The 20,715-nt window shown below is 67.0% G+C and carries 46 protein-coding genes; 5 read left to right on the top strand and 41 right to left on the bottom strand.

Going from position 1 to position 20,715, the window contains the following annotated elements; all coding sequences use genetic code 11:
* Nucleotides 1-27: 27 nt before the first annotated feature.
* The 31 genes from VGH54_RS21360 to VGH54_RS21210 all read right to left on the bottom strand — a co-directional run bounded on the left by VGH54_RS21360 (nucleotide 28) and on the right by VGH54_RS21210 (nucleotide 12,867).
* Nucleotides 28-222 (bottom strand): hypothetical protein, encoded by a 195-nt coding sequence (locus VGH54_RS21360; protein WP_331514087.1) that lies wholly within the window; start codon nucleotides 220-222, stop codon nucleotides 28-30.
* Complete coding sequence (locus VGH54_RS21355; RefSeq protein ID WP_331514086.1) at nucleotides 219-1,166, bottom strand: hypothetical protein; 948 nt, start codon at nucleotides 1,164-1,166, stop codon at nucleotides 219-221. Before VGH54_RS21355 ends, VGH54_RS21360 begins: the two co-directional genes overlap by 4 nt.
* Entirely contained in the window at nucleotides 1,163-1,339 is a 177-nt protein-coding gene (locus VGH54_RS21350) for a hypothetical protein (RefSeq protein WP_331514085.1), read from the bottom strand. The genes VGH54_RS21355 and VGH54_RS21350 overlap by 4 nt, the downstream gene beginning before the upstream one ends.
* A gap of 20 nt (nucleotides 1,340-1,359) precedes the next feature.
* The gene (locus tag VGH54_RS21345) at nucleotides 1,360-2,325 is read right to left on the bottom strand and encodes a hypothetical protein (RefSeq protein ID WP_331514084.1); all 966 of its coding nucleotides are present in this window, start codon (nucleotides 2,323-2,325) and stop codon (nucleotides 1,360-1,362) included.
* A 42-nt stretch (nucleotides 2,326-2,367) separates the two neighbouring features.
* Nucleotides 2,368-2,643 carry a hypothetical protein gene (locus VGH54_RS21340; protein ID WP_331514083.1) on the bottom strand — a complete coding sequence of 92 codons (276 nt, stop codon included), beginning with the start codon at nucleotides 2,641-2,643 and terminating at the stop codon, nucleotides 2,368-2,370.
* Entirely contained in the window at nucleotides 2,640-2,993 is a 354-nt protein-coding gene (locus VGH54_RS21335) for a hypothetical protein (RefSeq protein ID WP_331514082.1), read from the bottom strand. Before VGH54_RS21335 ends, VGH54_RS21340 begins: the two co-directional genes overlap by 4 nt.
* Nucleotides 2,990-3,238 (bottom strand): hypothetical protein, encoded by a 249-nt coding sequence (locus VGH54_RS21330; RefSeq protein ID WP_331514081.1) that lies wholly within the window; start codon nucleotides 3,236-3,238, stop codon nucleotides 2,990-2,992. Before VGH54_RS21330 ends, VGH54_RS21335 begins: the two co-directional genes overlap by 4 nt.
* Nucleotides 3,231-3,461, bottom strand: a complete 231-nt coding sequence (locus tag VGH54_RS21325) for a hypothetical protein (RefSeq protein ID WP_331514080.1) — start codon at nucleotides 3,459-3,461, stop codon at nucleotides 3,231-3,233. The genes VGH54_RS21330 and VGH54_RS21325 overlap by 8 nt, the downstream gene beginning before the upstream one ends.
* Entirely contained in the window at nucleotides 3,451-3,693 is a 243-nt protein-coding gene (locus VGH54_RS21320) for a hypothetical protein (protein WP_331514079.1), read from the bottom strand. Before VGH54_RS21320 ends, VGH54_RS21325 begins: the two co-directional genes overlap by 11 nt.
* Nucleotides 3,683-4,078 (bottom strand): hypothetical protein, encoded by a 396-nt coding sequence (locus tag VGH54_RS21315; RefSeq protein ID WP_331514078.1) that lies wholly within the window; start codon nucleotides 4,076-4,078, stop codon nucleotides 3,683-3,685. Before VGH54_RS21315 ends, VGH54_RS21320 begins: the two co-directional genes overlap by 11 nt.
* Nucleotides 4,079-4,280: 202 nt before the next feature.
* The gene (locus VGH54_RS21310) at nucleotides 4,281-4,745 is read right to left on the bottom strand and encodes a hypothetical protein (protein ID WP_331514077.1); all 465 of its coding nucleotides are present in this window, start codon (nucleotides 4,743-4,745) and stop codon (nucleotides 4,281-4,283) included.
* The gene (locus VGH54_RS21305) at nucleotides 4,745-4,993 is read right to left on the bottom strand and encodes a hypothetical protein (RefSeq protein ID WP_331514076.1); all 249 of its coding nucleotides are present in this window, start codon (nucleotides 4,991-4,993) and stop codon (nucleotides 4,745-4,747) included. The genes VGH54_RS21310 and VGH54_RS21305 overlap by 1 nt, the downstream gene beginning before the upstream one ends.
* Nucleotides 4,990-5,241 carry a hypothetical protein gene (locus VGH54_RS21300; protein WP_331514075.1) on the bottom strand — a complete coding sequence of 84 codons (252 nt, stop codon included), beginning with the start codon at nucleotides 5,239-5,241 and terminating at the stop codon, nucleotides 4,990-4,992. Before VGH54_RS21300 ends, VGH54_RS21305 begins: the two co-directional genes overlap by 4 nt.
* On the bottom strand, nucleotides 5,241-6,692 hold the full coding sequence (locus VGH54_RS21295) for a ParB/Srx family N-terminal domain-containing protein (protein WP_331514074.1): 1,452 nt from the start codon (nucleotides 6,690-6,692) through the stop codon (nucleotides 5,241-5,243). The genes VGH54_RS21300 and VGH54_RS21295 overlap by 1 nt, the downstream gene beginning before the upstream one ends.
* Nucleotides 6,689-7,042, bottom strand: coding sequence for a hypothetical protein (locus tag VGH54_RS21290; RefSeq protein ID WP_331514073.1), 354 nt, complete (start codon nucleotides 7,040-7,042; stop codon nucleotides 6,689-6,691). Before VGH54_RS21290 ends, VGH54_RS21295 begins: the two co-directional genes overlap by 4 nt.
* Nucleotides 7,039-7,227: a hypothetical protein gene (locus VGH54_RS21285; RefSeq protein WP_331514071.1), complete on the bottom strand. Its 189-nt coding sequence runs from the start codon at nucleotides 7,225-7,227 to the stop codon at nucleotides 7,039-7,041. The genes VGH54_RS21290 and VGH54_RS21285 overlap by 4 nt, the downstream gene beginning before the upstream one ends.
* Nucleotides 7,224-8,561, bottom strand: coding sequence for a ParB/RepB/Spo0J family partition protein (locus tag VGH54_RS21280; RefSeq protein WP_331514070.1), 1,338 nt, complete (start codon nucleotides 8,559-8,561; stop codon nucleotides 7,224-7,226). The genes VGH54_RS21285 and VGH54_RS21280 overlap by 4 nt, the downstream gene beginning before the upstream one ends.
* Entirely contained in the window at nucleotides 8,561-8,833 is a 273-nt protein-coding gene (locus VGH54_RS21275) for a hypothetical protein (RefSeq protein WP_331514069.1), read from the bottom strand. Before VGH54_RS21275 ends, VGH54_RS21280 begins: the two co-directional genes overlap by 1 nt.
* Nucleotides 8,830-9,102 carry a hypothetical protein gene (locus tag VGH54_RS21270; protein WP_331514068.1) on the bottom strand — a complete coding sequence of 91 codons (273 nt, stop codon included), beginning with the start codon at nucleotides 9,100-9,102 and terminating at the stop codon, nucleotides 8,830-8,832. The genes VGH54_RS21275 and VGH54_RS21270 overlap by 4 nt, the downstream gene beginning before the upstream one ends.
* Nucleotides 9,099-9,539, bottom strand: coding sequence for a hypothetical protein (locus tag VGH54_RS21265; RefSeq protein ID WP_331514067.1), 441 nt, complete (start codon nucleotides 9,537-9,539; stop codon nucleotides 9,099-9,101). The genes VGH54_RS21270 and VGH54_RS21265 overlap by 4 nt, the downstream gene beginning before the upstream one ends.
* Before the next feature lie 10 nt (nucleotides 9,540-9,549).
* Nucleotides 9,550-9,822: a hypothetical protein gene (locus tag VGH54_RS21260; protein ID WP_331514066.1), complete on the bottom strand. Its 273-nt coding sequence runs from the start codon at nucleotides 9,820-9,822 to the stop codon at nucleotides 9,550-9,552.
* Nucleotides 9,815-10,150 carry a hypothetical protein gene (locus tag VGH54_RS21255; protein ID WP_331514065.1) on the bottom strand — a complete coding sequence of 112 codons (336 nt, stop codon included), beginning with the start codon at nucleotides 10,148-10,150 and terminating at the stop codon, nucleotides 9,815-9,817. Before VGH54_RS21255 ends, VGH54_RS21260 begins: the two co-directional genes overlap by 8 nt.
* Nucleotides 10,147-10,377, bottom strand: a complete 231-nt coding sequence (locus tag VGH54_RS21250) for a hypothetical protein (RefSeq protein ID WP_331514064.1) — start codon at nucleotides 10,375-10,377, stop codon at nucleotides 10,147-10,149. The genes VGH54_RS21255 and VGH54_RS21250 overlap by 4 nt, the downstream gene beginning before the upstream one ends.
* Nucleotides 10,374-10,898 carry a hypothetical protein gene (locus tag VGH54_RS21245; protein ID WP_331514063.1) on the bottom strand — a complete coding sequence of 175 codons (525 nt, stop codon included), beginning with the start codon at nucleotides 10,896-10,898 and terminating at the stop codon, nucleotides 10,374-10,376. Before VGH54_RS21245 ends, VGH54_RS21250 begins: the two co-directional genes overlap by 4 nt.
* Nucleotides 10,895-11,155, bottom strand: coding sequence for a hypothetical protein (locus VGH54_RS21240; protein WP_331514062.1), 261 nt, complete (start codon nucleotides 11,153-11,155; stop codon nucleotides 10,895-10,897). Before VGH54_RS21240 ends, VGH54_RS21245 begins: the two co-directional genes overlap by 4 nt.
* A complete protein-coding gene (locus tag VGH54_RS21235; RefSeq protein ID WP_331514061.1) occupies nucleotides 11,152-11,364 on the bottom strand; it encodes a hypothetical protein in 213 nt (70 codons plus the stop codon). Before VGH54_RS21235 ends, VGH54_RS21240 begins: the two co-directional genes overlap by 4 nt.
* Nucleotides 11,365-11,383: 19 nt before the next feature.
* Entirely contained in the window at nucleotides 11,384-11,620 is a 237-nt protein-coding gene (locus VGH54_RS21230; protein ID WP_331514060.1) for a hypothetical protein, read from the bottom strand.
* Nucleotides 11,621-11,901: 281 nt separating this feature from the next.
* The gene (locus VGH54_RS21225) at nucleotides 11,902-12,069 is read right to left on the bottom strand and encodes a hypothetical protein (protein ID WP_331514059.1); all 168 of its coding nucleotides are present in this window, start codon (nucleotides 12,067-12,069) and stop codon (nucleotides 11,902-11,904) included.
* Nucleotides 12,069-12,446 carry a hypothetical protein gene (locus tag VGH54_RS21220; RefSeq protein ID WP_331514058.1) on the bottom strand — a complete coding sequence of 126 codons (378 nt, stop codon included), beginning with the start codon at nucleotides 12,444-12,446 and terminating at the stop codon, nucleotides 12,069-12,071. Before VGH54_RS21220 ends, VGH54_RS21225 begins: the two co-directional genes overlap by 1 nt.
* Nucleotides 12,443-12,664: a hypothetical protein gene (locus VGH54_RS21215; protein WP_331514057.1), complete on the bottom strand. Its 222-nt coding sequence runs from the start codon at nucleotides 12,662-12,664 to the stop codon at nucleotides 12,443-12,445. The genes VGH54_RS21220 and VGH54_RS21215 overlap by 4 nt, the downstream gene beginning before the upstream one ends.
* A complete protein-coding gene (locus VGH54_RS21210; protein WP_331514056.1) occupies nucleotides 12,661-12,867 on the bottom strand; it encodes a hypothetical protein in 207 nt (68 codons plus the stop codon). Before VGH54_RS21210 ends, VGH54_RS21215 begins: the two co-directional genes overlap by 4 nt.
* 124 nt (nucleotides 12,868-12,991) lie before the next feature.
* Between VGH54_RS21210 and VGH54_RS21205 the strand changes: the two genes are divergently transcribed.
* The 5 genes from VGH54_RS21205 to VGH54_RS21185 all read left to right on the top strand — a co-directional run bounded on the left by VGH54_RS21205 (nucleotide 12,992) and on the right by VGH54_RS21185 (nucleotide 15,507).
* Entirely contained in the window at nucleotides 12,992-13,390 is a 399-nt protein-coding gene (locus VGH54_RS21205; RefSeq protein ID WP_331514055.1) for a helix-turn-helix transcriptional regulator, read from the top strand.
* Between the two features lie 85 nt (nucleotides 13,391-13,475).
* Nucleotides 13,476-14,312 (top strand): tyrosine-type recombinase/integrase, encoded by an 837-nt coding sequence (locus VGH54_RS21200; RefSeq protein ID WP_331514054.1) that lies wholly within the window; start codon nucleotides 13,476-13,478, stop codon nucleotides 14,310-14,312.
* A gap of 90 nt (nucleotides 14,313-14,402) precedes the next feature.
* Entirely contained in the window at nucleotides 14,403-14,753 is a 351-nt protein-coding gene (locus tag VGH54_RS21195; protein ID WP_331514052.1) for a helix-turn-helix transcriptional regulator, read from the top strand.
* A gap of 104 nt (nucleotides 14,754-14,857) precedes the next feature.
* Nucleotides 14,858-15,286 (top strand): hypothetical protein, encoded by a 429-nt coding sequence (locus VGH54_RS21190; protein WP_331514051.1) that lies wholly within the window; start codon nucleotides 14,858-14,860, stop codon nucleotides 15,284-15,286.
* The gene (locus tag VGH54_RS21185) at nucleotides 15,283-15,507 is read left to right on the top strand and encodes a hypothetical protein (RefSeq protein ID WP_331514050.1); all 225 of its coding nucleotides are present in this window, start codon (nucleotides 15,283-15,285) and stop codon (nucleotides 15,505-15,507) included. The genes VGH54_RS21190 and VGH54_RS21185 overlap by 4 nt, the downstream gene beginning before the upstream one ends.
* 43 nt (nucleotides 15,508-15,550) lie before the next feature.
* On the opposite strand, the gene VGH54_RS21180 is transcribed toward VGH54_RS21185, so the two are convergent.
* The 10 genes from VGH54_RS21180 to VGH54_RS21135 all read right to left on the bottom strand — a co-directional run bounded on the left by VGH54_RS21180 (nucleotide 15,551) and on the right by VGH54_RS21135 (nucleotide 20,550).
* The gene (locus VGH54_RS21180) at nucleotides 15,551-16,345 is read right to left on the bottom strand and encodes a C1 family peptidase (protein WP_331514049.1); all 795 of its coding nucleotides are present in this window, start codon (nucleotides 16,343-16,345) and stop codon (nucleotides 15,551-15,553) included.
* A 161-nt stretch (nucleotides 16,346-16,506) separates the two neighbouring features.
* Nucleotides 16,507-17,097, bottom strand: coding sequence for a hypothetical protein (locus VGH54_RS21175; protein ID WP_331514048.1), 591 nt, complete (start codon nucleotides 17,095-17,097; stop codon nucleotides 16,507-16,509).
* Complete coding sequence (locus tag VGH54_RS21170; RefSeq protein WP_331514047.1) at nucleotides 17,097-17,639, bottom strand: phospholipase D-like domain-containing protein; 543 nt, start codon at nucleotides 17,637-17,639, stop codon at nucleotides 17,097-17,099. The genes VGH54_RS21175 and VGH54_RS21170 overlap by 1 nt, the downstream gene beginning before the upstream one ends.
* Entirely contained in the window at nucleotides 17,636-17,944 is a 309-nt protein-coding gene (locus VGH54_RS21165) for a hypothetical protein (protein WP_331514046.1), read from the bottom strand. The genes VGH54_RS21170 and VGH54_RS21165 overlap by 4 nt, the downstream gene beginning before the upstream one ends.
* Nucleotides 17,945-17,959: 15 nt before the next feature.
* Nucleotides 17,960-18,952 carry a hypothetical protein gene (locus VGH54_RS21160; protein WP_331514045.1) on the bottom strand — a complete coding sequence of 331 codons (993 nt, stop codon included), beginning with the start codon at nucleotides 18,950-18,952 and terminating at the stop codon, nucleotides 17,960-17,962.
* Nucleotides 18,949-19,146, bottom strand: coding sequence for a hypothetical protein (locus VGH54_RS21155; RefSeq protein WP_331514044.1), 198 nt, complete (start codon nucleotides 19,144-19,146; stop codon nucleotides 18,949-18,951). The genes VGH54_RS21160 and VGH54_RS21155 overlap by 4 nt, the downstream gene beginning before the upstream one ends.
* 15 nt (nucleotides 19,147-19,161) lie before the next feature.
* Nucleotides 19,162-19,500: a hypothetical protein gene (locus tag VGH54_RS21150; protein ID WP_331514043.1), complete on the bottom strand. Its 339-nt coding sequence runs from the start codon at nucleotides 19,498-19,500 to the stop codon at nucleotides 19,162-19,164.
* Entirely contained in the window at nucleotides 19,497-19,679 is a 183-nt protein-coding gene (locus VGH54_RS21145; RefSeq protein WP_331514042.1) for a hypothetical protein, read from the bottom strand. Before VGH54_RS21145 ends, VGH54_RS21150 begins: the two co-directional genes overlap by 4 nt.
* A 65-nt stretch (nucleotides 19,680-19,744) precedes the next feature.
* Nucleotides 19,745-20,134, bottom strand: coding sequence for a gp53-like domain-containing protein (locus VGH54_RS21140; protein WP_331514041.1), 390 nt, complete (start codon nucleotides 20,132-20,134; stop codon nucleotides 19,745-19,747).
* Complete coding sequence (locus VGH54_RS21135; RefSeq protein WP_331514040.1) at nucleotides 20,134-20,550, bottom strand: hypothetical protein; 417 nt, start codon at nucleotides 20,548-20,550, stop codon at nucleotides 20,134-20,136. The genes VGH54_RS21140 and VGH54_RS21135 overlap by 1 nt, the downstream gene beginning before the upstream one ends.
* Nucleotides 20,551-20,715: the final 165 nt, after the last annotated feature.

The raw sequence follows: 20,715 nt of genomic DNA, 5'->3' as shown, positions 1-20,715 counted from the left end.
GTCGGCGTCTGTTCTCGCTACCTGAGGTCACGTCTCGAAGCCGAACGCTTTGGCGCCTTCGCGCCGGGACATCGCGTATTCCCTTGGCGCGGTTTGAGTCACGGCGCCGAGATGGCTAGCTGGCTCTGCGGGTGTCGAGTCAGCGGCGACAGGCGCCTCACGTCTTCCTAGTGTCACGTCGAGGCTGACCTTGCTGGCCGTCACGGTGATTCGCACGCTCATGCGAGCATCCTTTCTACGGTGGATCGGTCGCCGCCGGCGGCCGCGAGCTCGCGGGCCAGTAGCCGGCGCTCGACGACGGTGGACCACCTGCGCCGGCAGTGCGGGCAGTAGATGACGGCGGCCGCCGACCATGTGAACGCGGGCTCGGTCGACTGTGATTGCCACATCGCCTCGCTGCCGCGCATGACCCAGTCCGACGCAGCCGGCTGCGGACGTCGACGTCGACGTCGACGAGCTGGTGACGGCGGATCGGGCAGAACCAGGCGGCGATCGCGGATCCACTCACACGACAGATGGGTGCACGCCACGGCGCACGTGGGACCGAACGACAGCCGACCATCAGATGGTGGACCAGCCGCGAGGGATTCAGCGATCGCCGCGTGCTCGCCGATCTGGCGGAGATTGGTGGGCTTGCGTGATGCGCCGATCCGGGTACACGAGGTGTGCGTGCACTCCTCACAGATCGGGCCGGGGATGCCTCGGTGCTCAGGGCACAGCGATCGCAGCACGATGTCCCGGCGCTGCAGGCCGACCGCTCGGCGGGTCATGCGTAACCATCGATCGAGATCCGCACGTAGATGCCGGGCCAACGGCTGGCCGGCCGCGGCGAGTGCTCGATGCCAGTCCGGGATCGCGACGATCACGCTGTACACCGAGCGAGGTCGGCGTTCGAGGTTCAGGATCCGGACAGCCTCAGCTGCGAACTGCTCGATGCCGGTCTCGAGGATGACGGCCACCTCGAGTACTTCGAGGTTGATGCTCGCCGAGGAGCCCTTCGACCCGCCGCTGCCATGACGTTCGGCCTTGCCGGCAGACGGGCCGGCGCTGTCCCGTGCGAGTGCGGCCGCGAGGACGCGCTGCAGCGCGAGCAGCTCCATCGCCTGGGCCAGCACGACTTCCTGTTCCGCGGCCGCGTTTGAGGCGGCCTGTGCTGTGGTCTTCATCCGCGGTCTCGGTCAGCTTCGAGGATGAGTGGTAGGACTTCCGCGGTCCACCATTCCATCACGTCCTGGGTCAGGGCTCCGGGGTTGTCGGCGTTGTACTCGCGTGCGAAGCGCAGCACGATCTCCCGCAGCCGCGAGCTGGCGCGACTGAGAGCAATTGCGTTGCTGGTCATGGGTTCAACTCCGGGTTGGCTCATCGGGGACGACCACGGCGGGAACGTCGACGAGGCGGCATGGCACGCACAGCGGCGTTACCCGATACCGATAGCGGGAACTGACCCGTCCCGACCCGACCCGACCCGGGCGATCCAGATTCGGTGGGCATGCGATCTGCTGGATCTGCAGATCCGGGCGAGGCGCGGGCGGCGGTTGGGGTGCTGGTGGTCACCGGTGCTCGCCCGTTGGGCGGCTGGGGCGTGTTCCGGCTGGGTGCCGGGTCGCTCGCGTGTTCCGGCTGGGTGCCGGGTCGCAGGTCTTCGGTGATCGGGATTTTCTGGCCTTTCATGTGTTCGGCGATGAACGCCGCGGTGAGCGCGCTGTAGTAGGGCGATGTGGGTGCCGGCAGTAGTGGGTATCGCTCGTCGGCGTCGAGGCGATCGCGGCGGCCCGGGTTGCAGGCGCCGCAGGCGACAACGAGGGTGTCGACGGTCCCGGGCTTGCCGGGTTCGCGGTGGTCGTATGTGCCGGCGAGTTTGCCTTTGCGAGCTCGCCAGTTCACGATCTTGCGGCAGTAGCGGCAGGCGTCGCCGTCGCGGAACCGGACAGGGGCGGTCAGCGCTGGGTTGGCGCTGTCGGCGCGTTGCTGCCTCTCCCACTCGATCTCGGCCTCGAGGCGCATGTGGATGAACTCGGGGTCATCGACGATCAGCCACGCGCGGACACCGCCTTTGCGGATCTGGGTGATGTAGCCGGCTTTCTTGGCCAGCTCGAGCAGCCGATCGGTCCGGGTCCCGCCGACCAGGAGCGCCGTGCCCTCCTCGACGACGTAATCGGTGGTGTGCCCGGCCGATTGCAGCGCGCAGCGCATCACGAAACCGAACACCTCATTGACCGCGACGTCGCGCTCGAGGACCTGGCCGGCCACGGCACGGACGACGCCGGCGACGCGCATCACTATTGGATGGGTCGCGGCGTTGTCCCCGGTACGCAGCCAAGGCACAGTTCAAATCCTCCGTCGGTGAAGCGGGATACGGGTGTCGGGTCAGTTCCATCGCGCTTTGGCTCGTCGACGTGCTGCGCGGGCCCGGTAGACGAGCGCCACGGTGTTGACGACGGCAGGGATCTGCTTGAGCTGCTCAAGCTCGGCCGGGGTTGGCTTGCGCGTCTCGATGCCCTCGCCAGTGAAGACGGTGAGGGCGCAGCAGCTCAGACAGACAGCGGGCTCGCCTGGGCGCGGCGCGTAGTTGGCGATCGGTTCCGCTCCCTCGCCGACCGCCTCCTCATGGACGTGGCCACACTTCCAACACGCCGCCGTCATGGCGCATCAGCGTTGGCAAGTTCCAACAGCACGTCGGGGCGGCCCGGTCGGCGGGTCGATGCGGTGAACACGGTCACCGGGAACGGCAGCACGGTCAGCGGTCTGCGGTCGAACGCGCCACACTCGTCGCACCGTGTCGTGCCGTCGCTGTAGTCAAACTCGGACGAGTGCGTGTCATCGGCGACAACGCCGCAATCCCAGCCATCACCGCCTGGGGCCCAGCCATAGGCCAGGAACGGGTAACCGCGACCGTCCACACCGACCACCACGGGTTCGATCCCGGCATCGTTCATCGACGACAGTAGGTCATCCAGAGCTTCGGCCGTCTCGATCCTCGCGTCGCCGCTCATCGGGTACCACCAGCCGTTAACAGCGTCTGAAGCCGCTCTGTCTCGGCCAAGAGTCTGGTGGCCCGCTGGCGTTCGGTGTAGTACAGGGTTTGATAGGCATCTCGATCAGCGTGCGATACGGCGACCTCGCGCTGTAACCGCTCTACCTCAGCCACCAGGGCGGGCACGTCTTGCGCGTACCAACCCTGATGCCGCAGGCCAGGAATGCGCCGCTTGATCGCATCCAGGTCGATGTCGTCAGCCATGCTGCACATCCGCATCCAGCCGGATACCCGCAGCGTCCAACTCGTCGTCAGTCACTCCGAGCGCGGCAAGGTCGGCTCGGAACTGCGCGACAGCGGGGCCGCGCCAGTCCGGGTCGTCCTCGTCCGCGCAGCAGTCGTTGATCGCCATCGCTTGCAGGGCAAGCGTCAGCGCGTGCTCTAGGTCGGCCAGAGCTTCCTGACGACTGATCGGGTCACTCGCCATGCTGCTCACCACCCGAATGAGAACCACGCAGCAACCAGTGACCGGGACTGAACCGGAACCGCGAGCACTCGGTGCAGAACAGCGCGTCAGCCAGCCGTTCCACGATGGTTGGGCGATGCGCGTTCCGTGCGGCGTACTCGGCATCCCACTCGCGGGCCGTCTTGGTACCGGGCGGTGCAGGCTCGCCGCGACAGGTGCCGCAATCGAAAGGTTCGGTCGGTTCACTCGCCATGCTGCTCACCACCAACCACGGCGGCACGATTCGTGATGTCTAGCCGGACCTCGCCGCGATGCGACAACTCGAAACCTCGGGGCTCGTCGGCATCGATGCCGTGGCCGTTCTCGTCGAACTGCCACGGCCGGAGCATCAGCATCGCCTTGTCGATCGCCTCGTCCGGTCCGGACGTGGTGAAGATGCCAAGCCCCCAGCCGATCACGTTCATCGGCCCGCGCATGCCCCGCTGCCAATCGATGATCGTGTAGTACACCTTGCCGAACAGCGATGCTGTCAGCAATGTGTACCGGCCGTCGTCGGTGGCAGCGCGTGCCAGCCACGACGTGCGTTTGCCATCGAACTGGATGCGCTCACCGATCCCCACGGTCGCCTCGCTGCTCATCGGGTACCACCGAGTGGCGCCAGGCTCTCGAGGAACCATCGGGCGCTCGCTGAACATCCAGAACAGAGCCGCATGTTCTTGATCGGCTTGCCCGTGAGAGTGGGTTCGCACCATCCGGCCGGGTCGACATCGAGCTTGCCGACGCGGAGCTTCGTCGCGGTTGTCTGGCAGCGGCCACACACGACTGCGGCGTTGCCGGCCATCAGCTGGTGCCTGCTGTGATGCCGAGCAGCGGCGGGACATGCCCGCCCGCATAGGCAGTGTTGATAGCGGGCAGCACGACCTCGGCGACGGTCTGGCCGGTGGGAAGCACGATGTTCATCGCGAACTCGTGCTCGAAGGTCGATATCCCGGTCTCGACACATTCAAGTTTCGCCTTGATGGCCAGGGCCAACGCGCGCCAACGCCGGCGCACCTCAGCGTCGAGTGCGCCCTTAGCGCCAGGGCCGGTACGCCGCTGCTTACTCGGGGTGAAGATAAACTCGTGCCAGTCGGTGGGCAGCTCTAGCGTGAATCGGACCTGGCGGCCGTGGGCGTGGAACATCACGACCGCGATGCCCTCGTCCCATCCGGACATGAACCCGGCCGCGCCGTACTTGCGGACCAGCTGCGCGATCTCCTGCTGCGAGCGTTCCGGCGCGACGGAGGTTCCCTCGGCGTAGGCCATCAGTTGGACACCGCCAGCATCCACTCGCTGGGCTTGCCCGACATGACCCCGGGCGCCGCACCACCGGTCGCGGCGTCGACCGTGGCAGCGGCCAGCGCGAGCGTCGCATGCACTTGCGCTGCGGCCAGGCCTACGGCTACGCGGTCCTTGGCGTAAGCACGCGCTTTGCCCTCGCCGGCGTCACGAAAGTCGGCACGCGCCGCGGCGCTCAGACGCTCAGCTTCGCGATAGTGCTCCGGGCCGGTCACGGCTTCCCCCACTTTGCTGCCAGGGCCACAAGCGCCAGGGCCATGTTGCGCCAACTGGTCTCAGCCAGAATCCGCTCGCCAGATGGGAGTTCAACGACTGCGACGAACGACGGCAGGCCGGATGTCATGCCACCGGGCAGGCAGCCCACAACCTCGAAAGTGGCCATTGCTTCGGGCTCCTGGCCTGGCGTCATGTAGGGCGCCAGGTCTCCGTCCGCGACGCTCAGGATGATGTGCAGCTCGGGCATCAGGAACGGCCGCCTTCCATTGGCCGACCACTACCGGCCGCGCGGCCGCTGTCGCCTTGCTTGTACGCGGTGAGGGTCTGTGTGGGTATGCCGCCGTCGTGGCCGCGGGCCGGGAAGCCGTGGCGCGCGGCCCAACGACGGATCCGATTCAGCTCAGCCGTCTTGCGGCCGCCCGGGCCGCCGATCCTCGACGACGCCGGCAGCCGCTCGAGGAGCGGCTCGACACCGCGGCCGGGCTGAGCGTTGTAACGATCGACGATCACTGCGGCGACCAGTCGTGGGAGCTCCGCGCGATGCCCTTCCTTCAGCGACGTCGCCCGGGCCTTGATGTTGCGCGGTGGCGTGGACTGCATCGCCATGACGAGCTTGTCGGTGGACAGCTCGATATCGAGGTCGTAGTTCCACAGCACGAGCGCCAGGCCGTGCAGGAGGTGGCCGTCGACGCCGTCTCGAGCCTTGCCGTAGGAGCTGGTGATGAGCGACAGGGTGTCGGCGAGCAGCTTCAGGTCGCCGAGGTCGACGATCCGTTCGAGCGCGCCGGTCGCTCCGATCGAGCCGTCCCGTGGGGCCGGGTCGATCTTGAACCCGAACGCGGCGACGGTGGCCTCGATCGCGACCGCGTTTTCGTCGCCGGATGCGACGCGTGCTTTCCACCGGTCCCAGCCCGACAGGGGTTTGCGGCCGCGGTCGATCTCGTAGAACAGTGCCGCCTCGGCCTGCAGGTCCAGGCCGCGGTGCACCTGGCACACCAGGTACGGATCGGGTGCGGTGTCGGTGGCCATCGCGTCGCGGGCGGCCAGCCACCGGTGCTGGCCCTCGACGACGGCGTACTTGCCGTCGCCCCGGTCGGATACCTCGAGCACGCCCAGGCGCGTCTCGTCGAACTCGGCGATCATCTTCCGCAGCCGGCGCTCGTCAGCGGCACGCTGGTATGAGTGGTCGACGAACAGCAGCGAGCATGGAACGGCGCGCACGAACGGCGCCGGCCTGGTCTCTGCCGGGTCGGGCGTGACGGGAATCGCGTTACGCATATCCCGTATCGGGGCGACGTCGACTGGCAGGTCCGCCACGACCGGGACACACGCCGAGCACAGATCCGGCTCGACCCAGCAGCAGCCACCCGGGCAGGCCGCCGCATCGGTACAGCCGCAAGATCGGCAGGCCCGGGCGGCGACCGCTTCGGATCGTTGCTCATCCTCGCCGGTCAGGTCGAAGTCGACGAGCTGCTGGCCGTGGCCCAGTGCGACCGTGCGTTCGAGATCGACGATCGTCTGCTCGAGCACTACCGAGTCGTCATCGGTCTCGCTGCAGTAGAACTCCTCGATCGTCTCGACCAGGTCGACGGCGATGTGGCAGTCGGCGGCGACGAACCGGTGCGTGCGGCCAGCGGCCAGCGAACGCAGCACCTTCGCCGCCAACGCGACGTTGACGCCGCCGACTGTGGTGGTCACGACTCGCTCCCATCGTCGGGGCTGTCCATCAGGGCGTCGATGTCGACCTCGGAGAACGCGGCGCGGATGTCGTCCTCGAGTTCCAGGGGGAGCATCGTCTGGCCGGTGCGCCGCTCGAGGGACCGTTCGAGTAGCCGGAACGCGGCCGCCTGATCCTCGTCGGTCACGACCTCGAGTCCGCGGATCGCCAGCGTCGCCTCGACCTGCCCATCGGCGACGTTGGTCGTGAGCTTCTCCGTCTTGACCAGGGCGATCACGACGTGCACCTGATCGGGGCGGGCGGTCAGCGGCCGGGAGATCACGGTCAGACCGTTGCCGTCTCCCTTGGGTAGCGCGGCGCGCAACTTCATGGTCTCTCCTCGGTGACGCGGCGGGGCAGGCAGTTCTTGACCGTGATGACGTGCGTCGTCCCGGACACCTGGGTGTGGGTGACCTGGCATTCGCCGTCGGTGGTCAGGACGTAGTTGTCGCGAATCTCGTGCGACTCAGACTCGCCGGTGTCGAGGTCCTCGGCGGTGACCTTCGTCCCCGTCATGACTCGTCGACGTTCTGCTCGGCGGCTTCGGCCTTCTTGAGCTCCTCGAGCTCGACATCAGACCACTGGTAGCCCCATACCTCGCGGAGTTGGAACAGCCAGTCCTTGACGGGCTCGGCGAGGTTGCCCCAGCCAGTCAGGCTCTGCAGGTCGGGGTCCGGGAAGGACTGAGCGAACATCGCGGCCGCGGCGAACGCGAGGTGAGGCAGATCGAGGTCGTCGATTGTCTCGCCCATCAGCGTCAGGACCTTGGCGCGGTCGTCGACCCATTGGACATCGAGCAGGTCGGCGTCGACGGCGTCGAACGTGTACTCGACGAGCTGGGCCTTGAGCAGCCAGCGCATCATCGACTCCGCTGCCTTGTCGAGACGCTGTTCCGGCGCCTCGTTGCCCGCGATCACCGAAGCCAGGTAGGCGATGCGAGTCGCCCGCGCCGTCTGCAGCTGCTCGGACAGCCGTTGCTGCTCCTTGAACTCGTCCTTCCGCTTCGACTTCTCGACCATCGATCCGCCGGCCTTCGGGTTGCCGGCCGGCGGCTCGGGCGTCTGCTCCTCGGCCGGCGGATCGATGTAGTACAGCGTGCCGCCATATGACACCGGCGGGTACACCAGGACCATGCCTGGGCCGGGTTTACGTCCCGAGGAGGACCAGGGCACTTGCACCGCGTTCGGGTAGGCCTTGGTCACGTCGCCGCCGGTGGTGAGGACCTCCGCGCCGGCTTCCACGGCCTCGGCAATCTTCGCGCTGCGGCGCTTGGCATCGGACAGGGCGTAGCTGAAATTCGCTGTGCCGACGGCTTTGGCCAGGCGGCTGAACATCTCCGGCTCGGTGGCGAACTCGCTGATCTTCAGCGCGTCGGCCAGGGTGAGCTGCCCGGTGTGGACCCGTTCCTTCGCGTCGGCGGGAAGCTCGGCGATCTGTAGCCGCTGCTTGACGGTCTTGGCGGATCGGCCGGTGGCTTTGGTGATGCGCTGGATCGTGTAGTCGGGGAACTCGAGCAGCGACTGGTATGCCTCGGCCTCCTCGACGGCGGTCAGGTTCGTGCGTTGCAGGTTCTCCACCAGCATCGCCTCGAGCTGCTCGGCGTCGCCGGTCAGATCAGCCCGAACGATGCACGGGAGGATTGTGAGCTTGGCCTTCCGCCCGGCCTCGAGGCGGCGGTGGCCGGCGATCAGCACGTAGCCGAAGTCATCGCCCGACGGTGCGACGATGAGCGGCTCGATGAGGCCCTGGGCCTTGATCGAGGCGGCGAGCTCGGTGACCGAGCCGAGGTCGTGGCGGGGGTTGGACTTGTGCGCGTGGATCAGGCCGATCTCGATTTCCTGGAAGTCCATCAGATGCTCCTCAGTGCCTTACGTTCGGTGATTGGTGTGACGTTGGCGGCCGGCCAGTGCAGGACTTGGCCGTCGACGCTGATGAGGGACGCGAGGCTGATCAGCGCGTCGATCGGATCGCCGTGCGCGGCGCGGAGCACCTGGTGCGCGGTGCCGATCAGGGCGTGTGGGTCGAGCGGGATTCCGTCGCGGCCGTTGGCGATCAGCAGCGCCAACTCGAGGCCGGCTTCGACGGTAGGTACGTGGTTCGGCGGCTGCGGCAGCATCGTCATCGCCGCCCGGCGTTGACGTCGGTGACCTGCATGAAGTCGTCCGGTGTGTGCACGAGGGACGCGCCGGTTAAGGCCAGCGTGCGGCGAACGTGACCGACGAGGCGCTGGAGCGTGATGACCTGGTCGGGCGTGCAGCGGTTGCACGTCATCGGCACATAGGCCAGGCCCGCCTCGATCGCGCAGATGCCCACGCTGGTGCACTCGTCGACGTCGATCGCCATGCCCAGGCTCAGCGTGAGCTCCTCGAGCGTGAGCACGCCGCGGGTCATCGCCGCACCGACTTCGCGCCGACATAGATCTCCGACCGGTACAGGCGCACCACGCCGCCGCCGCGGTAATACTGGGACGGCTTCTCGTTCGAGGGCACGTGACCGATCGGGGTCATCATACCTTCGGCGATCGCGGCCTTGAACGCCTTCGCGCGCAACGCGTTCGGGATGTTCTCGGCGTCCATCGCGGTGCGGGTCGAGTTCGAGCTGAACTGCCGGCGTTCGCTGGCGACGTGGCGGATGATCTCGCCGGCCCGGGCCAGGTTCAGCTCGTCGCGCAGGACGACGACCTCGCCATCGACGACGCGGCCGCGGCTGATGCAGTCGCCGGCATGATCACCCAGCAACGCGTCAGCGCGCTGGCCACAGTCAGGGCAGGTCACGGTGTGGCGTTCCGGGGAGCCGTCGTAGAACGACGGGGTCGGTCTGATCGCCATCGCCGCCGCGCTACTCACCAGCGCGCCGAGCTCGGAGCGCGGCCAGGAACCCGACCCGGATCTGCTCGTCGAGTTCGAGGGACGCGAGCTCGGCCATGAGGGCCGCGTCGCTCTCGGCTGCGTCGGCAGCGGCGAGCCAGCCGAGCGCCATGTCGCGTACCTCGGCCGGCGACATCTGCCCTCGCGACTGCTTTCCCTCGCGATCCCTTACGACGACGGTGCAGAACCCTTCGCCGGTGAACAGCGATACACCGGACTGCACCTCGATCCACGGCTCAGGCATCTTTGGTCGGCCCCTTTCGCGAAGCACGACCGTGCCGCCAGACGGCGACCGACACCACGGCGAAAGTCAGGACGATGGTCAGCGCGACCGGCAGCACCCACAGCCGGTGGTAGGTGGCCAGCCAGCCGCAGAAGAGGAACAACGACCAGAAGGCCAGCAGCGCGAGCAGCAGCGCGAGCCATTCGCCGATCTGGCGGGCCCGCGGCGTCCAGTGGATCCGCCGGCGGCGGCCGCGGTCACAACCGGGCGGAGCCGCGGCGTAGAGATCCACACCCCACTTCGGAGCGTTGCGCCTGTCGTACTCCGTCCACTTGGCCACCGCAGTCACGACCCGCCACCAGTTGCAGCAGCAGCCTGCCGAGACTCGAGCAGGGCAGCGGCCCTGAGCAGCTCCTCGCCGAGGTCGCGCAGCTTGCGCGGCTCGGCCGACAGGATCGTCAGGTCCGAGATCGACAGCGGCAAACCCACGTAGACGCCGACGAGCGAACCGTCGTCCTCGACCATGGAACGGACCGACTGATGCTCGAGGTGCAGCACCGCGGTGACCGCGGTCATTCGCAGATCACCCGCACCCATAAGGCCTCAGACGCCTCGCGTACCGCGTCCTCCCAGCCGAGCTCGATCGCCAGCCGGGTCAGGTCAGCGACCTCCGTGATGTGCTCACACCCCGCGAGGTAGTCATCCTCGGTGTAGTCCAGGCCGAACGGGTCCGGGATGCGCTTCGCCGCGTCCGTCCGCAGCCTGGCCAGCATCGCGACCAGCAGCGGGAATTGCTCCGCCGGCGGCGGCACGAACCACTCACTCCGGTCGGAGTACTCGTCGAACTCCCGCGCCTTGAACGGCGGCAGCGGCCTGAATCCGTCGACGGTGCGGCCGCCTTCAATGCGCGGTGACGGGACGCCGACATGCGCATCGGGGTCGTGATGCTCGGACTTACACATGGCGACCAGGCGTTGATCTGCGTCGAACTCGTTCCAGCATCCGTCCGGGAAGCCGAGCACGTAATGACCGGGCTCCTCGACGTCGACGTCGACGTCGCAGCCGCGGTACTCGTCCTCGAGGAGGTGCGCGGTCATTCCGACACCGCCGGGTGCGCGGTGCGGTTGTGCGAGGCCTTCGCAATGTGCGCGCCGTTGTGGGTCTCATGCCTCGTGAAGAGGCGGCACGGCATGCAGGTGCAGACGAAGTGCGCCCTGCGGTAAGCCCGACGCCAACCCTCGCCGGCGGGACCGGCTTGCACCTTCGTGACGCGGGCTGGCTGGTACCTGGCTTGCCGGGGCTTGGTCGGTTGCGTTGCCGCCGTCAGTTCGTCGACGTAGACGACGGTTCTCACGACCGGTGCCCCTTGCCGAGGTGGTGGCCCAGGGCGAGCAGCGCCAAGCCGGCCGCGAGCAGGGCGAGGGCAATGAGACCGAGCTCGCGTTCGGGTGAACCTGTCGAGGCGAGCTGCGCCCGGGCCGGAGGAGCCGCGGTCGTGGTCGCGGCCACCGTCCGCAGAGGGCTGACGACAGGACTTGCCGCGGGGTGGCGCGGCGACGCCACCGGCGTCGCGCTCCCCGGCCTATACGTGGTGCCCACTGGGATACGACGCAATGCAGGGGCAGAAGGCGGGGCACTGCTCGTGGAGGCAGACGGCGGCGCGGGTGAAGTCGAGGACGGCGTCGACGACCGGGACGACGAGCTCGACGTCGGGGAGGACGACGTCGGCGACGGTGTCGGGGATGAACTCGTGGAGCTGGCGGTCGGGGATGACGTGTGACTCGTCGATGAACCCGAAGGGGTAGATGTCGTCGGCCATGGTGTGGCTACTTCCGTGGGGGAGGACACGATGCAGTGCTGGCCGTGGACGTATTGGCCAGGGCCGCCGTGATCGCAGGAGACTGTCGGCGTGGGATTCGGTCGCGGCTGCACGTAGCTGGGCTGGCCACCGGTCTTGCAGGCAAGCAGCGTCGGCACTGCGAACGCTGCGAGGATTACGAGGACGAGACGCTTCATCGGATACCCTTCAATCGTTGGTGAAAGTGGTAGGGCCGGGTACCTGTGACAGGGGGTCGGCCCTATTGCTTTGCTCGGGGGAAGTCAGAGGTTGCGGCGCCTGCGGTGCGCCACGTCAGGCCGATCCCGCGGCCCGGTCCACCACGCCACGACAGCTGCCGCGATCGCGGTGCGCCGCTCGACCGACAGCAACGACTGGTACGCGCAGCAGGCGAAGATGACGACCAGGATGACCAGCACGGCGATCGCCATCAGGACGGCTCCTCGTTGGCGCTGACCTTCAGGTCAGCGGTGGAATAGCCGGCGAAGCCCTCATCCCGCAGCTCCTTTAACGCGGCCAGTCCCGAGTCGACGTCGGCCAAAGCTGCGAGGAGCAGCTCACGCGCCGCTGTGACACTCGTGATCTGGACGTACACGCCGTCGGTGTCGGCGACGCAGTCGAGTAACGCCGCCGCACGCTTGCCGCGGCGCGCACCGCGCACCGCCCGGTTAGCTGCAACCCGGAAGCGAACAGACGGAGTGGCTGCTGCCTGCACCGCGCCCTGAGCAGGCCCCGCAGGCACGACCGGCAACGTCATCTCGACGTCGGAACTTGCGTATGCGCCTCTCATCGAGTCCAGGGCAGTCATGTCGAGACCTCGCCATGCACGACCGGCTGGGCGAGACAGAGGCGGACCGTGTCGGCCCACCCTTTGGGCAGCAGTTCAGGGCGCTGCTCGTGCTCGGCGCAGGTGAGGATCTCGAACGAGCCGACCGGGGTGTCATAGATCTCCCAGCACACCTCGGGGTCGACCTTCGTCTCGCAGTACTGGCACTGTGCGGCGGGCGGCAGCTTCGCGGCGGTCATGCCGAGGCTCTCTCTGCGGCTGCTGCCATCTGCTCGACGACATCGCGGCGGTACAGGAAGGCGCCGTTGGGCCCGGGCAGCTTCTGCTCGACGGGGATGAGTCCGGCGTGGGCCATTCGCTGCACGGTGCGCGCGCTCTTGTTGAGGATGAGGCCGGCCTGGGGTCCGGTGAGCAGGTCGTTCATCTGCACATCTGGTGGCATGGCGACACCATTGCACAATGTGCAATGACGGTCAAGCGCCAATCTGGTTAGATTGGCCAGAATTGATATCCGTACCTAAACTAGAGCTTGACGCACGACCGCCATGCGTCGCACAATTACGCACATGAGTACCGCCACGGGGAGTACGCAGCACGGCAACATCCCGCCGCTGACGCTGGGATGGCGAATGCAGATGGCGCTCGGCTATGCCGGCATAACCGTCCAGGAGATGGCCGACGAGCTCGAGATGAGCCGCGGCAGTTTGAGTCGGTGGATCAACGACAAGGGCGCACCACCGAGACGGGTGTTCCTCAACCAGTGGGCGATGCGGACCGGCGTCGATGCGAGATGGCTCGCCACTGGGGAAACAGAGAGCCGTCACCCGGAAGGACCGGATGACGGCTCTCAAGCGTCTGTGCGCCGCCAGGGACTCGAACCCCGAACCCGCTGGTTAAGGCCAGCACCGGCGCGTGAAAGACGCGCCCGGGACCGACACCTGCAGCCAGCCGCCCGGGCGGCGTGAATTGTCTACGGTCCGATCAAACACCCGGCGTAATCAATTCGCAACTCCCCGTAACCAGGAAGCGATGCCAGTCGATATACAGGTCATGCCTCTTATCGTTCACCTGCCTAAGAATTGGTCCGACGCGATCCAGGCCTGGACGTCATACCTCAGAGCCGCCAGCAGGCCGCAGACCACCGAGAACCTCCGGACCTACCACCTGCGCCGATTCGCCGGCGATCACCGCGAACTGGCGCCCTGGGACGTCACGCTGGATGACCTGGTGCAATGGCTGGCATCCTTCGACTGGGCCGTGGAGACCAAACGCTCCTACCGCGCCAGCCTGCGAACCTTCTACCACTGGGCCCACATCACCGGACAGATCCCGGCCAACCCTGCCGCGCAGCTGCCGGCCATCACGCCGCCGATCGGCAAACCCAGGCCTGCCGCCGAGGCCGTATTCCGTGAGGCGCTTGCCGCGGCACTGCGCCGCAATGACAAGAGGCTCTGGCTGATGCTGATGCTGGCCGGCACCCAGGGGCTGCGCCGCGGCGAGATCTGCTGTGTGCACACCGTCGACCTCGAGCTCGACCTCGAGGGCTGGTCGCTGCGAGTGCACGGCAAGGGCCGGCGGATCCGCATGGTGCCGCTCAACGAGCTCCTCTCACGCGAGCTCAGAAAGCTGCCCATCGGCTACGTGTTCCCCGGCCAGATCGAGGGCCACCTCTCACCGTCCTACGTAGGAAAACTCATCTCGCGCGGCCTGCCCGAGGGCATCACCGCGCACCCGCTGCGGCACCGGTTCGCCGGCAGGGTCTACGCCCAGGACCGTGACATCCGCGCGGTCCAGGAGCTGCTCGGCCACGCCTCGGTGAGGACCACGCAGATCTACACACCTGTCCCAGCCGGCGCCCTGCGCGGCGCGATCACGGCAGCAGCCTGATGACAGCACCGAATTTGCACTCTGCTGCCGATAAGAGTGCAAGTGGAACCCATTCGCTTGCCCCTCGCCTGCGCGAACGCTCTGATCAGGTTGTCTGCCCTGGTGGACGGCTGGCGGCGACTCGGCAACCGTGTGGCGGCAGAGCGGGCACGCCGACGATGGACGGTCGACGAGCTGGCCGAAGCCGCGCAGCTATCACGGCGAACCATCAGGTCGATCGAGTCAGCCGAGCGCGACCGCTACCGGCCAACCACACTGGGCAAACTCGAGGGTGCGCTGGGATGGGTCGACGGATCGGTCGACCGGATCGTCGAGGGGCGATCGCCGAGGCGCGAACCCGATCCGCTCCTGGCCCGATTGCTCGATGGGTGGCCGCAGCTCAGCGCCGACCAGCAGGTCGTCATCGTCGCCCTGGTCGAGGTCCTCAACCGACAGCACTGACCACCCGGGCAAGCAAGCAAGTTCGCTTGCTTGCTTGCATCACCCGATCGGCGATATCCGTTCATACTGGCCGTCACGCAGCCAACCCGTAGGAGAGCATGCTCATGAAACTCACCGGCGCCCTGATAGCCCTCGCGACCGTGTTCCTGGCTGCATGCTCATCGAGTCATCCCAAGGCGGCCGCGGTGCCGTCGCCACCAGCGACTACATCCGTGGTCGTGGCCTCCTCATCGACCGCGGCACCTACTACGGCGAGTGCGACCGTCGCGCCCATTCCGCCAGCCGCGCCATTCCCGCGCGGCTACCCAAAGATCGTCGCCGTCTCATCACTGCCCGATCAGATCAAGAGCTGGTACGAGTCGGACTACACGCGCGCCGTGGCGATCGCCCCCGGGGTCTGGACCGCGCTCCCCGCCGGCGCGACCATGCAAGACGCGATAGCAGCGGGCATCCTGGACGGGTTCTGCGCATCGATCAAAGCCTACGAGCGGAAATACCTCGATGGCGCGAGTGCTGGTGGAACGTGCTGGTGACCGGGTCGCCCGACGACGGCGCTACCCTGACCGGCATGGACCTCGGCGTAACCGACTCGACGCCCTGCCCTCAGTGCGGCGCCGTCGGTAAGTGGTGGCAGACCCGGCACAGCCGTGAGTTCCATCCGCCCGAAGGGCACACGCTCGTCACGCGCAACCCGCTGGTGATGCAGTGTCCGCTCGATGTCCAGACACACGAAAACCGCCCCACCCGGCCGTAGCCGAACGGGGCGGTTTCGCTACGAACTAGATTCTAGAAACTGGTCAGGTGACCGACCGGATCGTCCAGAAGTCCGACGCCAGGTCCTCGTCGGTCAGGTACGCCAGCGGCATCAGGCAGTAGCCGTCGCGGCCGAAGGTGGTGTTCCACGAGTTGCGGATCTTGGCGTACATGACGTCGGGCACCGCGGTGGGGAACTGCGACAGCCAGAACGAGCCGAGACCGTAACCCCACTTCGCTACGCAGTGGCCACCGACGACCGCCTCGCCTCGGCCGGGCATCGGCACGACGCCGGTCTGGGCCACCTCCGGGCTCTCGAACGATTCGTAGACCTGGAAGCCCAGATCGACGGGGAAGCCTTCAGCCAGACACGCCATGAGGTGCCGAGAAGCCTGCGCCACCCGCCGATAGTCGACGTCTACGTTCGCCGCTGCGGCCTGAACAACCTCGGCCGGCGGCTGCACTGTGAATCTTTCGATGTCGTAGGGCCACATCGACTCTGGCGCTATGCCGAGGGTTGTGGCCTTGATCGCGTCACGGATCTGGCCGCCGGCGTCCTGGCCGACCGTGCCCTCGATCGCGCGCGTGTTGTAGTACAGCTGCAGCCGCGACAGCATCGGATCACCGGTGTTGGCCTTCGCCGCGGCGAACAGGAAACAAGCCAGGGTGCCGTGCGCCGTGCACGAACCGAGTTGGCCCTGATCCCAGATCGGCGGGGTAGCCGGATCCGGCTCAAGGTCGACCGCTGCCGGCAGATGGGCGAGCAGCGGCGCTGGCGCGGAGTACTGGCGATCGCGCGGGTCATGCTCGTCGGGGATCCAGCCGTAGGCGTTAGCCATCGGTCGGCCGCGTTTCGGCTGCTCGAATGGCCAGGCTGATGCCGGGTGGCGGGACGTCTGTCAGCCCTTCGGCATAAAGCTTGGTCCAACCCCGGATCCAGAGCCACATTAAGACTGCGCCGGCGCCAGGCAGCGCCACAGCGACCACGAGAATTCTCATATCAAACTTCCTTTCCGTGCATCAGGGTGCCCAGGCAAGACGTGAGGAGATTCGCCGGTGACACGAGCCCTTCGGGCCGGCCGTCGACGAATAGGTCAACCCCGGCGATCGTGTAGAGGATCGCGACCAGCTGCGCGCATTCGGCGTGCTTACGGGAGGCGAGCACTTTGCGCATGAACCGTGTGGCGTGCCATTTGAACAGCCGCGCGAGGCCAATGCAGAAGCAGTTGATCCAACCGTAGGAGACACCCAACATGCCATTTGGGGCGCGATGGGTGGCCTTGTCGACGATGATCGCCCGTTGGGCATCGGTAAGCGTGATCGGGACGCCGGCGGAGTTGTGCAGCCCGTCGGTGGACCACACCGCATCGGGGTAGAGCGACAAAGGCGCGAAGCCGGCGCCGCCCGGGCGCCCCTCGAACACGGCTGGCTCGCAGTCGTACACAGTTTGGCCGAACGTGAATGACCACTCACCGACGTATATGCCGGCGTGGTAGGCGGGCGAGCCGGTGGCCCATTCGATGCCGCGGGCGATGATCGACCGGCCGTGAGTGACGACGAAGAAGTCACCGAGCTGCGGGTTGCCCGTCATTACGCCGCCTTTGCTGCCATGACTTCGAGGATGTGGTCGTGGGCGATGTCGAGGACCGACCGTGCCCTCGCGCAGTGCATCGCATCGCGGACGACGGTGAGTTCGTTGTCCTGCAGCGTCTCGCCGCTGGTGCTCCAGTTCGTCGAGCCGCCGATCCACCAGAGGCCGTCGACGATGACCATCTTGCGGTGCACGATTGCGCCTTTCTCCGAGCGCCCGATCGCGACCGAGTTGCCGGTCATCTCGTGCTTGAACTTCTCGAGGATCGCCTTCTCGTGCACCCCGCCGGCCTGGCTCGAGTCGAGGGTGATCTGCACATGCATATTCGGGTTCAGCAGTGCGCTGTCCAGCATCGCCGCCAGCTTGTCGTCGTCGTAGCCGAACATCGACACGACGACCGAGTGCAGCGCGGAACCGATGACCCTCTGGAGCACCAGCGGGACCTTGTCGATCGGCGCGTAGAACGACCGGACCACGTCCAGGCTGCCCACGGGCGGGGCAGCGACCAGGAACTCGTCCAGGTCGGCGATGCTGAGGGTCATGCGCCAGCCGGCTTGTTGCGGTTGACGAGCGCGCTGATCGTGGGCAGGCCGGTAAGTGCCTGCGACACGAGCGACTGCACGAGAGTCAACACAGCGGCCGCGCCTGCGCCGGCGGCCGCGACGATCGCCTTCGACCAGAGCGAGACGTCGGTGACGTGGCCGGTGGACAGCACGCCCGAGGCGGTGACCTGGGCGATGAACGCCGCGGCGCCGGCGCCCAGGCCGGCGACGACGACGCGGGTGACGATCTTGCCGGACTTGGTGGTGCTGAACTTCTGCAGCAGTGCTTTGAGCTTTGCGAACATGGTGATTCCTGCCTTTCAGGCGGAGTGGAGGACGTTGCGCAGCGCCGTTTCGACGTCTGCTTCGGTGAGTACGGCCTGGGCCTGCAACGCAGATACCAGATCCGGCAAGAGCGCCTTTGCCAATGCCGTGACATCGATGGGGGCAGGCGTGGCCGATGCTTTGACGGCCGCCGCGATCTGCGCCGCTGTCGGCAACGCAGCGACGATCTCGGCCGCAGTCGGCAGATCGTTGACCGCGCGGGCCGCGTTGGCGAGCCACTCGTAGCCGTGGTGCAGTGCTGGGTCTGCGGGGTTGGTTGATGCGAAGGCGTGATCCCAGAACACCTTGGCATCGGCGTCGGTCATGGCCATGTCGAGTCCTCCATAGGGCGAGTTGTCTGGCCACCACGCGTGCAGCGCAGCGACGTCGGTGATCACGTTGCGGTCGGTCGAATAGCTGGGGATGAAGTTGCCGACCTGCTGCCACATGCAGATATCCGGTGAGCTCGGGTTGAAACCGGGGAACGAGCTCGAGGCGGACAGCCAGCCCTTCTCGAGGATCGTGTGCTGCGCGCGCAGGTAGCTGATCAGTCCGCCCTGGCCGTAGCAGGAGATCCGGAACCGGCCGGCGTTGACGTCCTGGATGCCGAGGAACGCGTCGCGGACCTTGTGGTAATCGGTCGTGGCCACCGCGGTATCGACGGAGAACTGAAACCAGACCGATCCGTCGGCCGGGAAGCCGGCAGCGACCGCCGCGGCGATGCCTGCACGGCCCGCTGCCTGACCGGTGGGCCGATCGGAGATCAGTTCGTCGGGCTGCAGCTCGTAGCCCGGCCACGGTGCGATCCCGGCCGCGCGCTGTGCCTTGACGTGGTCGGCGCCCTGGGCGAAGTTGCCGACCACGTAGACGTTGGTGGCGATGCCGCCGTTCGCCTTGTACACGCTGCCCGGCGCCGGGAATGCAGCATCGAACGCGAACAGCACCGCGGCCGCTGTTACGTGCTCCTCAAGGGTACGGAGATCGCTCACGACGGGCCTCTGATTCCGAACCGCCCGCGGTCCTCGTAGTAATAGGTTTCGTCATAGCCAGCAGGGGCTACGTCGAACTTGCCCTCGACGTGCGTGGTGGTCTCCGGCGCGGCGGTGTCGTCTTCGGTGTCGAGCACGTCGTCACCGGTGGCGATGAGCAGCGTGCGGTGCCGAGTCGTCAGCAGCAGCCGCACGAGGTCACTTGTCGATCAACGCATGCTCGGCGGCAGATACGGCAACACCCGCGGATCCGGCGCCGGCAACGTTCCGAGCTCGACGTCGCAGGACTGACGGGTGTAAGCGACGCGGGAGTCGGCGACGATCGAGAATGCGATCTTCGTCGAGGCCGCCGGCAACGGCAGATCCGAAAGGTCGCGCCAGAACTGGCACGAGCCGTGCAGACCGAACTGCGCCTTGATCGCGTTGCTCTGCGCGGACAAGGCCAGCCCGAGCGCGCCGCACAGCAGGGTTAGGAAGACGCAGAACGCGACGATCTTGAACACGCCGCGCTCGAGCGGCTCGAGCTTCTTAATTGGGTTAAGCGTCATTGTTGTTCACGCCTCCGCAGTTCTGTCTCGTACGCATCGGCGCGATCGCGCCAATAGTTGCGGTCCTCGGTCATTGCTTGCAGGGCGTCCCGCGAGGGACGCTCACGTGTCTCCCGGATGCCGGCCGTTACCTGCCGCCACAGCAGCCAAAGAGTTGCCAGCGAGATCAGGACGGTCACGACTGAGCCCAGCGCTACGAGGGTTGTAAGCGTCATAGGTCACGCATCCCATCTCCCTCGGTGCATCAGCAACCCACCGCCAGCCAGAAGACGAATGACGTGCCCGTGGTGAGCTGAGTGCCGGCGGTGTTGTAGTTCTTCACGATGATTCCGACCTGGCTGCTGCCGGTGATGTCTGCACGGCCGCCGCCGTTGAGGGTCACGAACGGGGCGACGATGCCGTTGGGGAATGTGACGGGAAAGTTGATCGTCGTGCCGCCGGCGGCGTTCGCGACTGACGCCGTGCCGGACTGCAATAGCAATGGCGTCGCGAATGAGCCAGAATCCTGCCCGCCGGTGCCGAACCATCGCGGGGCGTTGTTGACGTCGACGAGGTTGTCCCGGACGTGCGTGTTCATGATCGCCGCGGTGATCGTCTCGCCGGCGACCCACGTGCGGGGTGTAGTCCAGGCCATCAGCGGACTCCCATCGCACGGTTCTCAGCTCGGATAAGTGCGACGGTTTCGCCGGGCAGCCAGTTGCGATTGAAGGTCGGCCGGCTGGACAGAGCCCGCTCGATCGCGGCTCTGTTGCCGGGCCACTTGATCGGCCGCCAGCATCCCTCTAGCGCGCCGTTGCCGCAGCAGTGGCACATGAACCGCAGGTCGGTCGCGCACGCCAGCTGCGCGGCGTGACAGTCCGGGCATTCGGCGATCCAGCGGCCCTCGTTGGCGAACACCAGGATCGGCTTGACCTTGGCCAGCTTGGCCGCAGGCTGGAATGGGCGATCGGCTGTCCATAGGTCGAGCCGCGCGGGGCACCATTCCGCGCCGGCGGCCGGCGGGATGTGGCGCACCGCCGGGTGATCGGCGTACCAGGCAGCGTCGCGCATCAGTAGGCCAATCTGGTCGTCGAGTCGAGCTGGCTGTGGGTTGCGGAGTCGAGCTGCCAGACGCCCGTCAGCCCGACCGGGGAGCAGTTCGCCATCCACTTCCAGCCGGTGTCGCTGATGGTTTCCGCCCAGCCCTCGATGAACATGTCGATCGAGGATGCCGGC

The organism is Mycobacterium sp. (assembly GCF_036488105.1).
Classification (GTDB): Bacteria; Actinomycetota; Actinomycetes; order Mycobacteriales; family Mycobacteriaceae; genus Mycobacterium.
This window is presented reverse-complemented; position numbering and strand designations above follow the sequence as displayed.